The sequence below is a fragment of the Thermopolyspora flexuosa genome (assembly GCF_006716785.1).
GTDB lineage: Bacteria > Actinomycetota > Actinomycetes > Streptosporangiales > Streptosporangiaceae > Thermopolyspora > Thermopolyspora flexuosa.
Window position 1 is genome coordinate 41,615 of the sequence record NZ_VFPQ01000001.1, and the last position, 16,994, is coordinate 58,608.

General features: G+C 74.3%; 17 protein-coding genes. 8 read left to right on the forward strand and 9 right to left on the reverse strand.

The genetic code is table 11. From position 1 onward, the window contains the following. Positions 1 to 1,884, reverse strand: a complete 1,884-nt coding sequence (locus FHX40_RS00145; protein WP_170198658.1) for an efflux RND transporter periplasmic adaptor subunit — start codon at positions 1,882 to 1,884, stop codon at positions 1 to 3. 193 nt (positions 1,885 to 2,077) lie between these two features. Between FHX40_RS00145 and FHX40_RS00150 the strand changes: the two genes are divergently transcribed. The 5 genes from FHX40_RS00150 to FHX40_RS00170 all read left to right on the forward strand — a co-directional run bounded on the left by FHX40_RS00150 (position 2,078) and on the right by FHX40_RS00170 (position 6,966). Continuing rightward, complete coding sequence (locus FHX40_RS00150; protein ID WP_142257700.1) at positions 2,078 to 3,247, forward strand: efflux RND transporter periplasmic adaptor subunit; 1,170 nt, start codon at positions 2,078 to 2,080, stop codon at positions 3,245 to 3,247. Beyond that, positions 3,244 to 4,044 (forward strand): ABC transporter ATP-binding protein, encoded by an 801-nt coding sequence (locus FHX40_RS00155; protein WP_142257701.1) that lies wholly within the window; start codon positions 3,244 to 3,246, stop codon positions 4,042 to 4,044. The genes FHX40_RS00150 and FHX40_RS00155 overlap by 4 nt, the downstream gene beginning before the upstream one ends. Continuing rightward, a complete protein-coding gene (locus FHX40_RS00160; RefSeq protein WP_142257702.1) occupies positions 4,041 to 5,297 on the forward strand; it encodes an ABC transporter permease in 1,257 nt (418 codons plus the stop codon). The genes FHX40_RS00155 and FHX40_RS00160 overlap by 4 nt, the downstream gene beginning before the upstream one ends. A gap of 60 nt (positions 5,298 to 5,357) precedes the next feature. Beyond that, entirely contained in the window at positions 5,358 to 6,053 is a 696-nt protein-coding gene (locus FHX40_RS00165) for a DUF5666 domain-containing protein (protein ID WP_142257703.1), read from the forward strand. A gap of 181 nt (positions 6,054 to 6,234) precedes the next feature. Beyond that, positions 6,235 to 6,966: a response regulator transcription factor gene (locus tag FHX40_RS00170; protein WP_142257704.1), complete on the forward strand. Its 732-nt coding sequence runs from the start codon at positions 6,235 to 6,237 to the stop codon at positions 6,964 to 6,966. A gap of 102 nt (positions 6,967 to 7,068) precedes the next feature. On the opposite strand, the gene FHX40_RS00175 is transcribed toward FHX40_RS00170, so the two are convergent. From FHX40_RS00175 to FHX40_RS00200, 6 genes are all read right to left on the reverse strand, one after another. Then, on the reverse strand, positions 7,069 to 8,160 hold the full coding sequence (locus FHX40_RS00175; protein WP_142257705.1) for an SPFH domain-containing protein: 1,092 nt from the start codon (positions 8,158 to 8,160) through the stop codon (positions 7,069 to 7,071). Positions 8,161 to 8,164: 4 nt separating this feature from the next. Then, a complete protein-coding gene (locus FHX40_RS00180) occupies positions 8,165 to 8,596 on the reverse strand; it encodes an NfeD family protein (protein WP_142257706.1) in 432 nt (143 codons plus the stop codon). A 437-nt stretch (positions 8,597 to 9,033) separates the two neighbouring features. Next, a complete protein-coding gene (locus tag FHX40_RS00185) occupies positions 9,034 to 9,333 on the reverse strand; it encodes an EF-hand domain-containing protein (RefSeq protein ID WP_268241043.1) in 300 nt (99 codons plus the stop codon). Between the two features lie 28 nt (positions 9,334 to 9,361). After that, positions 9,362 to 9,814 (reverse strand): ATP-binding protein, encoded by a 453-nt coding sequence (locus FHX40_RS00190; RefSeq protein ID WP_142257708.1) that lies wholly within the window; start codon positions 9,812 to 9,814, stop codon positions 9,362 to 9,364. A gap of 153 nt (positions 9,815 to 9,967) precedes the next feature. Then, the gene (locus FHX40_RS00195) at positions 9,968 to 11,548 is read right to left on the reverse strand and encodes a serine/threonine-protein kinase (protein WP_170198659.1); all 1,581 of its coding nucleotides are present in this window, start codon (positions 11,546 to 11,548) and stop codon (positions 9,968 to 9,970) included. 194 nt (positions 11,549 to 11,742) lie between these two features. Next, a complete protein-coding gene (locus FHX40_RS00200) occupies positions 11,743 to 12,744 on the reverse strand; it encodes a LacI family DNA-binding transcriptional regulator (protein ID WP_142257710.1) in 1,002 nt (333 codons plus the stop codon). 599 nt (positions 12,745 to 13,343) lie between these two features. Between FHX40_RS00200 and FHX40_RS00205 the strand changes: the two genes are divergently transcribed. After that, on the forward strand, positions 13,344 to 14,357 hold the full coding sequence (locus tag FHX40_RS00205; RefSeq protein ID WP_170198660.1) for a winged helix-turn-helix transcriptional regulator: 1,014 nt from the start codon (positions 13,344 to 13,346) through the stop codon (positions 14,355 to 14,357). A 39-nt stretch (positions 14,358 to 14,396) separates the two neighbouring features. On the opposite strand, the gene FHX40_RS00210 is transcribed toward FHX40_RS00205, so the two are convergent. Continuing rightward, a complete protein-coding gene (locus tag FHX40_RS00210; protein ID WP_142257712.1) occupies positions 14,397 to 15,563 on the reverse strand; it encodes a cation diffusion facilitator family transporter in 1,167 nt (388 codons plus the stop codon). Further along, entirely contained in the window at positions 15,556 to 15,972 is a 417-nt protein-coding gene (locus FHX40_RS00215; protein WP_229788780.1) for an ArsR/SmtB family transcription factor, read from the reverse strand. Before FHX40_RS00215 ends, FHX40_RS00210 begins: the two co-directional genes overlap by 8 nt. A gap of 285 nt (positions 15,973 to 16,257) precedes the next feature. Between FHX40_RS00215 and FHX40_RS00220 the strand changes: the two genes are divergently transcribed. Continuing rightward, positions 16,258 to 16,539 carry a metal-sensitive transcriptional regulator gene (locus FHX40_RS00220; protein ID WP_142257714.1) on the forward strand — a complete coding sequence of 94 codons (282 nt, stop codon included), beginning with the start codon at positions 16,258 to 16,260 and terminating at the stop codon, positions 16,537 to 16,539. Between the two features lie 84 nt (positions 16,540 to 16,623). Beyond that, the gene (locus FHX40_RS00225) at positions 16,624 to 16,836 is read left to right on the forward strand and encodes a heavy-metal-associated domain-containing protein (protein ID WP_142257715.1); all 213 of its coding nucleotides are present in this window, start codon (positions 16,624 to 16,626) and stop codon (positions 16,834 to 16,836) included. Positions 16,837 to 16,994: the final 158 nt, after the last annotated feature.

Sequence of the window (16,994 nt, forward strand, 5' to 3'; positions counted from 1 at the left end):
TCAGGACGGGGTGGCCGAGGGGGTCGCGTCCAGGCCGGGGAAGGAGCCGTCGGGGAACTCGCCGGAGGAGGCGGAGGCGGGGAGGACCACCTTGTCGCCCTCCTGCAGCCCTTCGACGATCTCGACGTACTGGTCGCCGCGCACCCCGGTGCGCACCGTGCGCTCGGCGGTGCCGTCGCCGGTCGCCACCGTGACGACGGCGGTGCCGTCGGAGCGCAGCCGGGCGGCCTGCGCGGGCACGTAGACCGCGTCGACGCTCTCGCCGGTGGTCACGGTGATCGTGGCGTTCTGGCCGAGCAGGAGGTCCTTCGGCCGCCGGGTGAACGCGATGAGCACGCCGTACCGGACGAGGTCGCCCGAGGTGGTCGCGGTCGGGTCGATGTGCACCACCCTGCCGGCGTGGCGCTCGCCGGGCCGGGTGGCGAGGATGACCTCGGCCTTCTGGCCCACCTTGAGCTTCTCCACGTCCGACTGGGTGACCATCGCCTTCACCTGGAGCTCGTCGAGGTCGCCGAGGGTGATGAAGGCGGTGTTCGCGGAGACGGAGTCGCCGGCCGCGCCGGCGATCGAGAGGATCGTGCCCTTGCGCGGGGCCCGGATCACCACGCCGGCGAGGGCCTCCTTCGCCGCCTGCAGCTCGCTCTTCGCCTGGGTCACCGCGGCCTCGGCCTGCGCCTCGCTCTGGCCGCCGCCCCCGGTACGGCTCCCGCCCGCGCCGCCTGCGCCGCCGGACCCGGGGTTGCCGATCGCGCCGCGGCCCTGGCCCTGCCCCCGCGCCTGGCCGTTCGCGCCGCCCTGGCCCTGGCCGCCCTGGCCCTGGTCCGTGCCCTGGCCGCCGCCGGCCGTGCCGCAGGACGGGGTCGTGCTCGGGGTGGCCGAGGGCGTGCCGGGCACGGAGCCGCCGTCACCGCGGGCCTGCGTGCTCGCCGGGGGAGAGGTGACGAGGCCGCCGCCCGGGCTCGTCGGCGTGGGCTCCACCGCTGGCGGCCGCGTCGCGGTCGGGGCGGGGGCCGGGGTGGCCGTCACGGTCTGGGTCACCGTCGCGGTGACGGTGACCGTCGGCCGCACGGTCACGGTCTGGGTGACGGTGACCGTCGGGGTGGCGGTGACGGTCACGGTGACGGTGGGGGCGGGCTGCGCCGTCGGCGTCGCGGTCACGCTCTGCGTCGCGGTGACCGTGGCCGTCGGCTGGGGCGTCGCCGTCTTGCCGGAGGCCGGGTCGGGGGCCGTGCCGTACCCGGTGAGGGTGTAGGCGGCGGGCCGCACCACGAGGCCGCCGGTGGCCGCCTCGGCCCGCCCGTCCCGGGACGTGGTGCCGCGCGACCGCGTGGCGGAGGGCAGGCAGGACGGGTCGGCCGTGGGGGAGGAGGTCGCCGTGGGCCGCCCGGCCGTACCCGAGGAGCCTCGGCCGCTCGCCGTGGCGCCCCGTCCGGCGGCCGAGGCGCCGCCACCCGCCGCCGCGGTGCCGCCGGAGCGCCCGGCAGCCGCCGAGCCCGCGCCGCCGGTGCCGTTCCGGATGTTCTCCAGCGTCTCCTCGGCGGCGGCGAGCCTCGCCTTGGCCTCCTCGTACCGTTCGCGCGCCCGGGTGCCGTCGATCTTGGCGAGGAGTTGGCCCTCGTCCACCTTGTCGCCGACCTTGACGTACACCTTCTCGACGGTGCCGTCCGCGCCGAACGCGAGCTCGCGCGTGTTCGCGTCCACCGTGGTGCCCGCCGCGGACACCACGGACGTGACCGTCCCGCGCGCCGCCGCGACGAGCGTGGCCCGCGCCTCGGGGGAGGTGTCCCCGCCCCCGAGGGAGAGCAGCGCCGCGCCCAGCACGACGACACCGGCGAGCACGATGGCGCCGATCTTGACGACCGTGGACGAACCTGGCGACCTCATGGGGGCCATGCTGCCGTGGCCATGTGACCCCAGCCTGCGGCGACGCTGAAGGTTTCCTGAGAATCCCGCCCTCGGACGTTTACGGCATCGGCCCGGGGTGGAAGGCCGGATGTGGCCGGTGCCGAAGAGTTATCAGGAAACGTTCAGGAACGGCCCAGCCGGGTTCCAGCGCGGTGTAGCAGAGTCGAGGCTCGTGAAGCTGTCGACGAAGCGCAGAGCGCTGTTGCTCAACGGGGCGCTCGCGGTGCTCCTCGTGGCCGGGGCCGGGGTGGCGTACGCGTCCCTCAACGGCGGGGGACGGGAGGCGCCCGCCGTGTCCGCGCCGACCGCGCGGGTGACCCGGGCCACGGTGACGGCCACGGTGTCGGCGTCCGGGTCGGTGGAGAGCGCGAAGACCCGGTCGCTGAGCTTCGGCGTCAGCGGCACGGTGTCGAAGATCCACGTCAAGCCGGGCGACAAGGTCCGCAAGGGCCAGGTGCTGGCCCGGCTCGACGACAGCGCGGCGCGGGAGAACCTGGAGGCCGCGGCGGCGGCGCTGGAGGCGGCGCGGGACGCGGGCACCGACACCGCGTCCGGGTACGCGCAGTACGTCAGCGCCCGCAACACCTACCGGGAGGCCAGGCGCGCCCTCGCCGGAACCGTGCTCAAGGCCCCGTTCGCGGGCACGGTCACCGCGGTGAACGGCACCGTGGGCGGCTCCGCGAGCGGCACCTCGTCGTCCGCCGGCTCGTCCGGCTCCTCGGGTTCCTCGCGGGGCGGCGGCGGGGCGACCGGCAGCGCGCAGGGCTCCTCGGGCGGGTCCGGCGGCGGGTTCATCGAGCTCGCCGACACGAGCAAGCTGCAGATCGTCGGCAACTTCACCGAGGCCGACGTCACCAGGATCAAGGTGGGGCAGCCCGCCACGTTCACCTTCGACGCGCTCACCGGCGTCACCGCGCAGGGCAAGGTGACCCTCATCGACCCGGTCGCCCGCACCGGCGACAACGTGGTGCAGTACGCGGTGACGATCGCGATGACCGAGGTGCCCGAGGAGGTACGGCTCGGCCAGACCGCGACCGTGCAGGTCGTCGTCGACGAGGCCGAGGACGTGCTCGCCGTACCCGCCTCGGCGGTGACCACGGCCGGTGGCCGGTCCACGGTGACCGTGCTGGAGAACGGCGTCGAGGTGCGCCGGACCGTCGAGGTCGGGGTGAGGGGCGACACGCTCGTCGAGATCAGGTCCGGCCTCGACGAGGGCGACGAGGTGGTCCGGCGGGCCACCACCGGCACGAACGGCACCACCGGCGGAAGGATGCCCGGGTTCGGCGGCCGCGGCGGCTTCGGCGGCGGTCCCGGCGGCGGCTTCGGCGGAGGCCCCCGGTGAGCGGGACGGCGCCCGCGACCCCGGTGCTCGACGTGCGCGGCGTGACCAAGGTGTACGGCCGCGGCGCCACCGAGGTGCACGCGCTGCGCGGGGTGTCCCTCACCGTGGAGCGCGGCGACTACGTGGCGATCATGGGCGCGTCGGGCTCCGGCAAGTCCACGCTCATGAACATCCTCGGCTGCCTCGACGTGCCCACCTCGGGCCGGTACCTGATCGACGGCATCGACGTGGGCAGGCTCGACGAGCGGCGGCTCGCCCTGCTGCGCAACCGCAAGATCGGTTTCGTCTTCCAGTCGTTCAACCTCATCCCGCGGATGAGCGCCCTCGCCAACGTCGAGCTGCCGCTGGTGTACGGCGGGATCAGACCGGCCGAGCGGCGCCGCCGGGCCCTCGCCGCGCTCGAGCAGGTGGGCCTCGCCGACCGGGTGCACCACGAGCCGAACGAGCTCTCCGGCGGCCAGCAGCAGCGGGTCGCCGTGGCCCGCGCGCTCGTCACCTCGCCCGCGCTGCTGCTCGCCGACGAGCCGACCGGCAACCTCGACACCAAGGCCACCGCGGACGTGCTCGCCATCCTCGACCGGCTGAGCGCGGCCGGCCGTACCATCGTGCTGATCACCCACGAGGACGACGTCGCCGCGCACGCCAAGCGGGTGATCCGGCTCATCGACGGCGAGATCGTCGAGGACCGCCGCCGGGTGCCGGTGGACGCGCCCCCGCCGAGGTTCACACCGGAGTACGGCACGGCGCCCGCCGCGGGCGGGATAGCCGGGATCGGTGAAGGGCCGGTCGGGCGATGAGCGCGGTCGAGATCCTCCGGTTCGCGCTGCGCGGCCTGCTCGCCAACAAGCTGCGCAGCGCGCTCACCATGCTCGGCATCATGATCGGCGTCGCCGCGGTGATCCTGCTCGTCGCGGTGGGCCAGGGCACCTCGGACGCGATCACGTCGAACATCGCCCGCCTCGGCTCGAACACGCTCACCGTCACCCCGTCGTTCACCGGCGGCATGCGCGGCCCGGGCGGCTTCGGCGGCGCCGGGCGGGCGGGCGCCACCGGCCCGCGTACCCAGGCCAAGCGGCTCAGCCTCGCCGACGCGCGGGCGCTCGCCGACGCCTCGGCCGCGCCGTCGGTGAAGACCGTGTCCCCGGTGGTGACCGCGGCCGCGCTCACCGCCACCTACGAGGGGGCGAGCCACACCATCGGCCGCCTCGTCGGGACGTACCCGAGCTACTTCGAGGCGTCGAACCGGCCGGTGGCGAGGGGCTCGTACTTCGTCAACGACGACGTGCTCGCCTCCCGCAAGCTCGCCGTGATCGGCACCACCGTGGCCGGGGCGCTGTTCGGCGAGGTGGATCCGGTCGGCAGGCAGATCACGATCAGCGGCGTGCCGTTCACCGTGGTCGGGGTGCTGAAGGAGACCGGCACCCAGGGCGTGCAGGACGCCGACGACATCGTGATCGCGCCGCTGCCCGCGGTGCAGCAGAGCCTCACCGGGTTCGGCCCGCTCGACCAGATCGTGGTGCAGGCGAAGAGCGCCGACGTGGTGGACGACGCCGAGGCGGAGATCACCGCGATCCTCAACGAGCGCCACGGCATCACCGGTACGGCGAGCCCCGACTACCGCATCCAGAACCAGGCGGCCCTGCAGGAGACGGTGAGCACCGCGGCCGGCACCTTCACCGTGCTGCTCGCCGCGATCGCCGGGATCAGCCTCGTGGTCGGCGGCATCGGCATCACGAACATCATGCTCGTCACCGTGACCGAGCGGACCCGGGAGATCGGCATCCGCAAGGCGATCGGCGCGACCCGGGGCGCGATCCTCGGCCAGTTCCTCGCCGAGGCGACCATGCTCAGCCTCGCCGGCGGCCTGCTCGGCGTCGCCATCGGCGTGCTCGGCAGCCGGTTCACCATCGCCGGGATCCAGCCGGTGATCGTGCCGGGCTCGATCGTGGCGGCGCTCGGCGTGTCCGTGGCGATCGGCCTGTTCTTCGGCGTGTTCCCGGCGAACCGGGCGGCCAAGCTGCGCCCGATCGAGGCGCTGCGCCACGACTGAGCCACCACCGGCCGGTACGGCCCGGCGGCGCCCCCGCCGCGAAGGGAGAGGACCAGACAGATGACCGCGACCAGACCCACACCCGACAGGCAGACCGGCGCCCGCCGGCCGGGGGAGGACCCGCTCGCCACCTCCCCGTTCGGCTCCGACGTCGACGCCGAGCTCGCCGCCGCCCCGCGCCGGGGCGTGTCGAAGGTGACGGTCGCGCTCGGCGCGGGCGTGATCTTCGTGGCGGGCGTGATCGTCGGCATCCAGGCGCACAAGGCGTTCGGCGGCGACGACGCCCGGGGTGGCGGGCAGGTCGCCGCGGGCGGGGGCGCGGCCCAGCGGCCCGGGGCGGCCGGCCAGGCGGCCCAGGGGCAGGGCGGCGGCTTCGGGCGCGGGCAGGGCGGCCGGGGCGGCGGCTTCGGCGGCGGCCCCGGCGGCGGGGCCACCATCGGCACGGTGAGCCGGGTCGACGGCGACACGATCTACCTGGAGACGATGCAGGGCACCACGGTCACCGTGCGCACCGGCGAGGACACCCGGATCCGGGTGACCAAGGACGGCACGGTCTCCGACCTGGAGCAGGGCACCACCGTGATCGTGCGCGGCACGCAGGCCGACGACGGCAGCGTCGACGCCACCGAGGTGAGCCAGGCCTCCGGGCGCGGCGGCGGCCCCGGGTTCGGCGGCGGGCCCGGGTTCGGCGGCGGGCCCGGCGGTGCGCCGGGCGGCGGCCGAGGCCGTGACGGTGGCCAGGGCGGCGCCGGATGACGGTGCGACCGCCCGACCAGGGCCGCCGGCCGTACGGGACCGGCCGGGCGTGGGAGGGGATCCGCCGCCCGCCGGACACCCGCCCGGCCCCGGCCCCGCCGCGGCCGTGGTGGCCCGGCACCGGCGAGGCGCCCGGCCGCGACCCCGGGAAAGGATCAGGACCGGCGGACGGAGCGGAACGATGACCAGCGCGAACGCCACCATCAGGCGGCCCGAGGGCCTCCTGCTCGTGGTCGACGACGAGCCGAACATCCGGGAGCTGCTCTCGGCGAGCCTGCGCCACGCCGGGTTCGACGTGGTCACCGCGGCGGACGGGCGCGAGGCGCTGCAGCTCGCCGAGCGCTGCCGCCCCGACCTCGTCGTGCTCGACGTGATGCTCCCCGACCTCGACGGGTTCGCGGTGGCGAACCGGCTGCGCGCGAGCGTGCGATGGCTCCCGGTGGTGTTCCTCACCGCCCGGGACGCCACCGAGGACAAGATCCTCGGCCTCGGCCTCGGGGACGACTACGTGACCAAGCCGTTCAGCCTCGAGGAGATGCTCGCCCGCATCCGCGCGGTGCTGCGCCGCAGCCGGGGCGAGCACACCCTTCCGGCCCGGCTCCAGGTCGCCGACCTCGAGCTCGACGAGGAGACCCGCCGGGTGTGGCGGGCGGGCAGGCAGGTACGGCTCTCGCCGACCGAGTTCAAGCTGCTCCGCTACTTCATGCGCAACGCGGGCCGGGCGCTGTCGAAGGCGCAGATCCTCGAGCACGTCTGGCACTACGACTTCGGCGGCGACCACAACGTGGTCGAGTCCTACGTCTCCTACCTCCGCCGCAAGGTCGACAACCGGGAGCCGCGCCTCATCCACACCCTGCGCGGCGTCGGCTACGTGCTGCGCGCCCCCCGCGAGCCGGAGCCCTGCTCGGACTAGGCGACCCGGCGGCATCGGACACCGGTACGGCCGGCCGTACCGGTGTCCGGCACCGTGCCGTGCGGTGCGCCCGGCGTGGCATCGATCCCGCGGGCGGGCCGGTCACTCAGCGGGCTTGGCGGGGTCCTTCGCCGGCTCGGCGGCCAGGTCCTGGATCGGGTCCGGGGTGGCGGCGCGGGCGGAGATCTGGCGCGGGCCCGCGCTCTCCTCGGCCTCGGCCTTCGCCTGCGCGGCGGCCTGCTCGGCCTGGCGGGCGGCCTCGACCGCGGCGGCGGCCGACGCGGCGGTGGCGGCGTTCTGCTGCTCGGTGGTGGCGGCGCGCGGCAGCGACTCGGTGAACGCCTTCGACACGCTCTGCAGCGCGGCGGTCACCTCGCTCGGGATGACCCAGAACGTGTTGCCCTGGCCCTGCGCGAGCTGCGGCAGGATCTGCAGGTACTGGTAGGCGAGCAGCTTGGGGTCCGGGTCGTTGCGGTGCACGGCCTGGAAGACCTGGTCGATCGCCTTCGCCTGGCCGTCCGCCCGGAGGATGAGGGCGGACCGCTCACCCTCGGCGCGCAGGATCGCGCTCTGCTTCTCACCCTCGGCGGTGAGGATCTGCGACTGACGCTGGCCCTCGGCGGTGAGGATCGCGGCGCGCTTGTCCCGCTCGGCGCGCATCTGCTTCTCCATCGCCTCTTTGATCGTCTTCGGCGGGTCGATCGCCTTGATCTCGACGCGGTTGACCCGGATGCCCCACTTGCCGGTCGCCTCGTCGAGCACGCCGCGCAGCTGGCTGTTGATCGTGTCCCGGGAGGTGAGCGTCTTCTCCAGGTCCATGCCGCCGATGACGTTCCGCAGCGTGGTCACGGTGAGCTGCTCGATCGCCTGGATGTAGTTGGCGATCTCGTACTCGGCGGCGCGCGGGTCGGTGACCTGGAAGTACAGGACGGTGTCGATGTCGACGACGAGGTTGTCCTCGGTGATGACCGGCTGCGGCCGGAACGACACGACCTGCTCGCGAAGGTCGATCAGCGGCCGGACCCGGTCCACGTAGGGGATGACGAAGTTGAGGCCGGGTTCGAGGGTGCGGAAGTACCGGCCGAGCCGTTCCACGTTCGCGGCGCGGGCCTGCGGAACGATGCGCACCGCCTTCAGCACGGTGACGATGGCGAGGAACGCGACGACGATACCGGCGATCAGGGCGGCGTCCATCGAATCACTCCCTGGGGTAGACGAGGGCGGTGGCTCCCTCGATCTCCATCACGTCCACGGTGGTGCCGACGGGGATGACGATCGACTCGTCGTAGGAGCGGGCCGACCACTCCTCCCCGTCGATCCGCACCCTGCCGTCGCGGGCGGTCACCTCACGGACGACGTACGCCGGTTTGCCGACGAGGGCCGAGACGCCGAAGCGCCGCGGCGGCGGCTGGATCATGTGCCGCCGGGCGATCGGCCGGACGACCCACAGTCCCGCGATCGACGCGACCACGAACACGATCAGCTGAACGGGCACCGGCACCCCGAGGGCCGCGGTCACGGCGGTCAATGTGGCCGCCAGGCCGAGCAGTCCCAGGGCCGCCGTCAACGTGAAGACCTCGGCGATGCCCAGCACCGCCGCGAGAATCAGCCACAAGACCCACGAGTCCACTGTCCCGGCCTCCTAGACGGAGAACGTCTCGCGACACCGGATGGTTCCGCTCTCCCCCTGACCACCGTAACTCCACCGGAGAGCGTTATCACGATGGGAAAAGAGGTTCAAGGGTCAAACCTCCCCGCCCTCGGGCCCGCGAAACGGAGGCGGGGGTGCGCGCGGCCGGAAAACGCCCTGCCGAGGTGCCGACCGCCTGGCCGAATGCCCAGGTCAGCGGCTGGTATGGCAGGTTCGCGAGGGAAAATTCCCGATGCCTGTTGAAAAAATTGGGACGAGGTGCGGCGCGGTACCCGGGGGACGGCCGCCCGGCCATTTCGGCGCGCCGCCACGGCCGTGCCCGGCCGGGGAAATGATCGTTTCCATGGGCGCCCGTTTCCGGTCCGGGCCCGGGCGGGCCGGACGGCGATTTCCCGCGGCCCGGGGCCGTGCGGCGCTCAGCGGGCCGAGGCGAGGTACGCGGAGAACTCGTCGAGGTTGATCCGGCCGTCGCCGTCCGCGTCGATGGTGGCGATCGCCGCCTGGGCGGCCTCCAGGGTGATCGGCTGCCCGAGGACCTCCATGAGCCGCGCGAACTCCTGCGCCGAGATCAGGCCGTCGCCGTCGGCGTCCACGAGGTCGAAGGTCGCCGCGTACTCGCTCACTGTGGTTCCTCGCTTTCGCCGGGGCCGGTGGTGCGCAGGTGGATCTGTAGCGTAGCGAGGACAAAGCGGTGGTTTCCGGTGTTTTCCGGGAATCGCCGCCGGTCCGGTACGGCCCGCCGGGTCAGCCCGCGGGCGAGCCCGCCGCGCCGTCCGCCGCGGCCGCGTGCGGCGGGGCCGCGGGGCGCCGCATGCGCAGCCGTACCACCGAGCCCCGGTCGTCGGTGGCGATCTCCACGGTGTCGCACAGCTCGCGCATGAGCCACAGGCCGTACCCGCGCGGCGCGCCGGGCGGGGGCGGGGACATGCCCGCGTCCGGATCGGTGAGCAGCCCGGCGGTGTCGCTGATCTCCGCGACGACGTGCTCGGCGTCGCACCCGAGCGCGAGCGTGCCCGGGCCGTCGGTGTGGTCGAGCACGTTGCCGAGCGCCTCGTTCACCGCGAGCACGAAGTCCATGCGCCGCCGCTCGTCGAAGCCGAGCGAGGCGAGGTAGTCGTCCACCTGCCGGCGGAGGAAGGAGAGGTCCTCGTTGATCGGATAGCGGAGGAACGCGCCTCGCTCGGGTGGTCCGGACATGGGCACCTCACGGCGACGGCCGTCCGCGGCGAAGCGGCGGCGGCTTCGGGGGCGGCGATGGGGGCATGGCGCCCGCGCGTATTCACCTTAGGACACCGCGGTTGTACGGCGCGTGCCCGGGGTGCCGGCGGATCCGGCGTGGCGGTGGGCGGCTCAGGCCGGGTCCCACCCGGGCGGCGGCGCGTCGTGGCCGGGCGTGCCGTGGATCAGGGTGAGCCGCACCCCGAGCCCGCCGGCGAGATCCGCCCGGACCGCCCTGACCGCGTACGGCCGGGCCGTGTCCCCCCTGACGGCGCCCGGCCCGGCGGTGCCCGCTCTGATCGGGCCCGGCCGCTCGCGGACCGGGAACCCGCCGGAGGTGTCCGCGCCCTTCCGGTCCGGCTCGTCCGGTTCCCCGGCCACGGGGTGCACCACCCACGTCAGGTCGAGCGCCGCCTCGGGCCGCAGCCGCTCCCGCGCGGCGCCCCCGCGGCGGGCCGCCTCGTAGCGGCCGATCGGCCGCGCCGGTTCCGGCCGCCGCGGGACGGATCGCGCGATGCCGCCCCCGGCCGCCGGTGCGCCCCCGGCCCGGTCACCGTCCCGCCCGCCGGTCCGCCGGTCGGGTACGGCCGGGCGGCGCCCGCCCTCCCGCTCGGCCGGCGGGGTGACCGTGCGCGGCTCGGCCGGCCGGACCGCCCGGCCGCCGTCCCCGCCGGACGCGCCGGGCACGCCGCCGCCGGCCTCGGGCACGCGCGCGGGCGGCCGGGCCACGGGCCCGTCCGCGACCCCGGCGGTCCTGGTGGCCTGCCGGTCGCCGATCCCGGACAGCACCGCGATGCCCGCCGCGAGCGCGACCACGGCGAGGCCGGAGATCGCCGCCCAGGCGGGCCGGATGTGCCGCCTGCGCCGCCGGGCCGCGGCGCGGGCGAGGATCTCGGCGGCCTGCTGGGCGCTCGGCCGTTCCTCCGGGTTCTGGCTGAGGCAGCTCCGGCAGAGCCGGGCCAGCTCCGGGGGCAGGCCCGGCACCTCGGGCGTGGGCGGCGGCCCGATCCGGCGCACCACCTCCAGGGCCTCCCAGGTGCGCTCCGGGTAGGGCAGCTCGCCGGTGAACATCTCGAACAGCATGACGCCGAGCGCGTACACGTCGATCGCCGGGTCGGCGGTCACCCCGCGCAGCCGCTCCGGCGCGACGTACGGCGGCGTGCCGTAGTCGTTGAGCCGCTCGTCGCCCTCCTCGCCGGTGATCGCGGCGATGCCGAAGTCGATGAGCTTCGGCCCCTCGGGGGTGAGCAGCACGTTCTCCGGCGTGACGTCGCGGTGCACGATGCCGCGCTCGTGCGCGAGCGCGAGCACGAGCGCGATGCGTTCGGCGAGGCGGGCCGCCTCCCACCAGGGCAGCGGTCCCTCCTGCAGCCGCTCGGCGAGCGGCCGCCCCTCCAGCAGCCGCATCACCACGAAGGCGGCGATCCGCCCCTGGGTGGTGACGGTCTCGCCGTAGTCGTACACCTCGATCACGTCGGGGTGGTGCAGCCGGGCCGCGGTCCGCGCCTCACGCCGAATGAGCTCACGGCAGATCGGCTCGCCGTCGAGCGGCCCGTCCTGCACCTTGATGGCGACCGTGCGCTGGATCGACTCGTCGAAGGCACGCCAGATGGCCGACATGCCGCCCTCGGCGAGCCGTTCCAGTAGCCGGTAGCGGCGGATGAGCAGGTCGCCCTCGCGCAGCCCGCGGCTGCGTTCGCTCTCCGGTTCCACGGCTAGATACTCACCCGACAACACGGGATCCGGCGATGATTTCCCGCCCGAGTCGCGCGAACGGCCGATCGCGCCGCCGGCTCCGCCCGGGCCGGGGAAGCACCGCGCCGGCCCTCGCGCGAGGGCCGGCGGGCAGAGGCGCCGGGGCCGGGCCGCGGGGGCCATCCCGGCCGCAGGCGCCCGGGAACGCGGCGTCACGCCGACTCACGCACCACCAGTTCCGCCGGGAGGATCGGGTTCTGGTCCGGGGTGGAGCCGGAGATGCCGGAGAGCAGCAGGCGGACGCCGACCGCCGCGAGGTCCTCGATCGGCTGACGCACGGTGGTGAGCGGGGGCCGGGTGTGCCGGGCGAGCGGCACGTCGTCGAAGCCGATCACGGCGACGTCGTCGGGCACCTTGCGGCCGGTCTCCCGCAGCACGTTGATCGCCGCGGCCGCCATCGTGTCCGAGGCGGCGAAGATGGCGTCGAGGTTCGGCATGCGCTGGAGCAGCCAGCGGGTGGCGTGCACGCCCGAGGCGTGGGTGAAGTCCCCGTACGCCACGGGCACGTCGTGGACGCCCGCCTCGTTGAGCCGGGTGCGGAAGCCGTCGATGCGCTGGCGGGCGGCGGGCAGGTTCGCCGAGCCGCCGATCATGGTGATGTGCCTGCGACCCTGCAGCAGCAGGTGCTCGGCCGCCTGGCGCGCTCCGTCCGCGTTGTCGACGTCGATGAAGGGCATCTCGAGGCCGTCCGGCGGCCGGCCGATGCACCGCACCGGGACGCCGGAGGCGGCGAGGGTGACCGCGAGCGGGTGCCCCGACCGGGCACCCACGAGGAGGACGCCGCTCACCGCGCCGGCGACGAGCGGCGTGGCCACGGTGGACACCGTGGTGGCGGCGGCGCTCATCACCATCGTCGCGATTCCGTTCTTGCCCAGGGCGTCCTCGATGGCGGCGAGTAGGCGTGCGTAGAAGGGTTCGGCGAACACGCGATGGATGGGATCGCAGACCACGGCGGCGACCAGGCGGTCGGAGCGCCGGGGGGAGGAGCCGCGCGGCGCCCTGCGCCGCACGTAACCGAGCCGTGAGATGGCCTCGTGGACCTGCCGGCGTGCCGAAGTGCTCACCCGTACCGAGCCGGTGAGCACCCGGGAGGCCGTAGCCGGCGAAACCCCCGCCGCTGCCGCAACCTGCGCGAGGGTGGGCTGTTCTGCCATGGACTCTCCTCGACGAAGGCGTGGGAGCGCTCCCAAGACAGTAGCACTGATTGCGGCCCGTTTACAGACATTGCGTTAAGAGGAATGTTCTAGGACCTTTTAGCGACCTTTCCAAACATTGCCGGGCAAGTTCGCGAAAAGCTTCTTGTCAAGAAGTGGAATGTAAGATCACGATGGGGATCCGGGAGGTCCCCATGATCAAACTCGTCCACCGCCGCCGCCGCGCGGCGTTCCGGTGCGGCGCGGGCCGCCGCCCGCGTGCGTCCGGACCCGGCCCGCCGGCCACCCGATCACGTGGCCGGTCACGGGCGCGCCGTACGGCAGGCCACCGGGCGACGGGCGGCGCGGACCTGCGGCGCGGCCGGCGCCGGGCCGGTACGGGCCACGCCCCGGATTATCCTCCCCGCCCCGTCGTGCCGATCGCCCGCCTGGGCCGTATCGCACGGTGGCACGCGGAGCCGTACCGCGCCGCGCGATCCGGCGCGCTGTGCGGGGCGGCCGTGAAAGTGCCTGGTGGGACGCTGAAATCCGGCGCGAGTTTGACCATTATTAGTCACTTCCCACACCATTTGACGCTCACGGGTGATGGAGGTGAGGCAGTGGGAACGGGGGCGGCCCTCCCCAGCGCGATCGGCCAGGCGTTACTCGCCCTCGGCGATCAGTGGACGCTGCTGATCCTGCAGCGCGGGCTCACCAAGCAGGTGCGGCGGTTCGCCGACTGGCGGGACGAGCTGGGCATGTCCGAGTCGGTGCTGTCCGCCCGGCTCAAGGAGATGGTGGCCGGAGGGCTGCTCGAGCAGGTCGCGTACACCAGCGGCGGCACCCGTCACGAGTACCGGCTCACCCCGCGCGCGGCCGAGCTGTGGCCGATGCTCGTCGCGATCTGGTCGTGGGAGCGCACCTGGGTCCACCATCCCGATCCGCCGCCCGACCTCATCCACCAGGTGTGCGGGGCCCGGGCCGACGCGGTGCTCGGCTGCGGGGCCTGCGGCACCGCGTTCGTCACCGCCCGCGACACCGCGACCGAGCGCGGCAGGGAGGCCACGTTCGCCCAGGTCGCGGTCGCCCGCCACCACCGCAGGACGGTGCGCGAGCGGCTGCCCGACGACGCGCTGTCCTACCTGCCGGAGACGATGGCGATCCTCGGCGACCGGTGGAGCACGGTGGTGCTCGCCGCCGCCTTCCTCGGCATCCGGCGGTTCGCCGACTTCCAGGCCGAGCTGGGCATCGCCCCCTCGGTGCTCAGCGACCGGCTGCGCCGGTTCGTCGAGGCCGACGTGCTCGCCCGGGTGCCGACCCCGAGCGCGCGGCCGCAGTACCGGCTGACCGACAAGGGGCTGTCGTTCTTCCCGGTGTTCGCGTTCCTCGTCGACTGGGCCCGGCGCTGGTACACCGGCGCGCCCGGCACCGAGCTGACCATCCGGCACACAGGCTGCGGGTCGGTGCTCGTGCCGGTGCTGCGCTGCACCGCGTGCGGCCGGGTCATGGAGCGCGACGCCGTGCGCTTCGACATCCCGACGCCGGGGCACGACGCGGCGGCGGAGCCCTGCCCGGCGATGCGGGAGGCGGGCCGGCGCCGGTGCCGGCGCAGCCGCGCCGCCTGCCGCATCTGACGGCCGCGGCGGCCGGTGCTCACAAGCAGGCCTTGCCGGTCAGGCGTCCTCGCCCCGGGTGTGCACGGGGCCGTGCGGCCGGGCGCAGTGCGGTTCCTCCGCCTGGTCGCCGATCCGGCCGATGGTGAGCAGCCGCGCCGGGGCGTGGTCCACCTGCAGGGTGGTGTGCTCGATGCCGTACTCGTCGTGCACCATGCGCTCGGCGGCGAGCCGTACGGCGTGGCAGTCCGCGCCGGGCTCCACGAGGATGTGCGCGGACAGCGCGGGGTAGCCCGAGGTGACCTCCCAGATGTGCAGGTCGTGCACCTCGACCACGTGCTCGAGCGCGGCGGTGCGGCGGCCGATCTCGGCCGGGTTCATCCCGGCGGGCGCGGCCTCCATGATGATCCGGGCGGCGTCGCGGACGAGGCCCCAGCCCGCCTTGAGCATGAGGGCGGCGACGACGAGCGCGGCGATCGCGTCGGCCCGGGTCCACCCGGTGAGCCAGATGACCACGCCGGCGGCGGTGGTGCCGATGAACGCGTACAGGTCGTTGAGGATGTGCTGGAACGCGCCCTCGACGTTGAGGCTGGCGCGGTTCGCCCGGTTGAGCAGCATCGTGGCGGCGATGTTCACCACGATCCCGGCCGCGCCGGCGGCGACCACGAGCGGCGCGTCCACGTCGGGCGGCTCGACGAGGCGGTGCACGCCCTCGTAGACGAAGTAGCCGCCGAGCAGCAGCAGCGTGGCGCCGTTGAGCTGGGCCGAGATGATCTCGGCGCGCTTGAGCCCGTAGGTGAAGCCGCCCTGCGGGGGCCGGGCGGCGATCCGCATCGCGACGAGGGCGAAGACGATCGCGGCGGCGTCGGTGAGCATGTGCCCGGCGTCGGTGATGAGCGCGAGCGACCGGGCGATGACGCCGACGACCACCTCGACCACCATGTAGCCGACGATCAGGATCAGCGCGGCGGTGAGGTAGCGGCGGTCGGCGTCGGCGCCGATCGCGTGCCCGTGGCCGTGTCCATGGCCGTGTCCATGGCCATGACCATGGCCGTGGCCGTGTCCGTGGCCGTGCGCGCGCCTGCGGCCGCGCCCGAGCCGGAGACCGAGGCGGCGGCCGGCCGCTGGCCCGTGCGGGCGGTCGTGACCGGCGCCGCGATCGTGCTCGGGGCCGTGGCCGCTGTCCGGGTCCCGGCGCGGGTGCGCCAGGGGGGACCGCTCACCCATCGCCCTGCCCCCCGGCCTCCCCGTCGCCGTGGCGCATGTGGGTGATGGCGAGGTCGAAGAGCATGCGCACGTGGGAGTCGGCGAGCCGGTAGTACGCCATGCGGCCGGCCCGCCGTACCTTCACCACCCGGTGCATGCGCAGCAGGCGCAGGGCGTGGGAGGCGGCGGACATGCTCTGGCCGGTCGCCGCGGCGAGGTCGCACACGCACATCTCGCCACCCTCGAGCAGCGCGGTGAGCAGCCGCAGCCGGCCCGGGTCGGCGAGCAGCCCGAACACCTGGGCCAGCTCCTGCACCGCCTCGTCCGACGGCATCACCCTGCGCACCGCCGCCACCCGGTCGGCGTCGACGACCGAGGTGGCACAGGAGTCGGTGGGGAGCGAGACCACGACGTTTGAACGATCATTCACATGTTCGAGTATAGGAACGTCGTTCGGGGCAGTACAAGATGTCGGATATGTAGCTGTCATAGCTGGTTAGTGACTATTTGTGAAGTTTTCTGCCCGCGAAACCCCCGGAGCCCGGATGTGAGGAGGGTCATGCGGCGGGGCGGTGATCGGGGGGAATACCCTAGGGGGGTAGGGTGTTCTGGCCAAGGTACCGCGGCCCGGGCGGGGCGGTATCGGGGGCCCGCCTCGCCCGGTTCCCGCGAGGAGGCGTGGTGCCGAGGGCGACGGGAACGGGGGAGCAGGCGGATGGTTGGATACACGAAGGCGAAGGAAGACCACCTCAGGCGGTTGCGGCGCATCGAGGGCCAGGTCCGCGGCCTGCAGCGGATGGTGGAGAACGACGCGTACTGCATCGACGTTCTCACCCAGGTGTCGGCCGCGAGCCGGGCGCTGCAGGCGTTCGCCCTCGAGCTGCTCGAACGGCACATGGCGCACTGCGTCGCCGAGGCCGCGGCCAAGGGCGGCGCCGAGGCCGACGCGAAGATCAGGGAGGCGTCCGCCGCCATCGCCCGTCTGGTCCGCTCCTGACCGGCCGGACGCCAGGACCACGGCGAACGACGGGGCGGGAACCGACCCCCGTCCCGCCCCGGAACACATAGGAGGTTGACCGTCATGGCGATCACCAGCACCTACACCGTCAAGGGCATGACCTGCGGCCACTGCGTGCGCTCGGTCGAGGAGGAGGTCGGCGAGGTCCCCGGCGTCACCGGCGTCGAGGTCGAGCTGGAGACCGGCCGGCTCACCGTGCACAGCGAGGCCCCCATCGCCGCCGACCGGATCGAGGCCGCCGTCAAGGAGGCCGGATACGAGCTGGTGACCGGCTGACCGCGACCCCGCAGGCCGTACCGGTGTCCGCGGGCCGGCGGGCACCGGCGGCCGCGGGCCGCGGGAGGCGGCCTTGAGGAGGTGCGATGACAACCGGCACAACGCCCGGGGACCCGGCGCCGGCCCGGCACCGGGCCACCGGCGACCACGCGACCGGT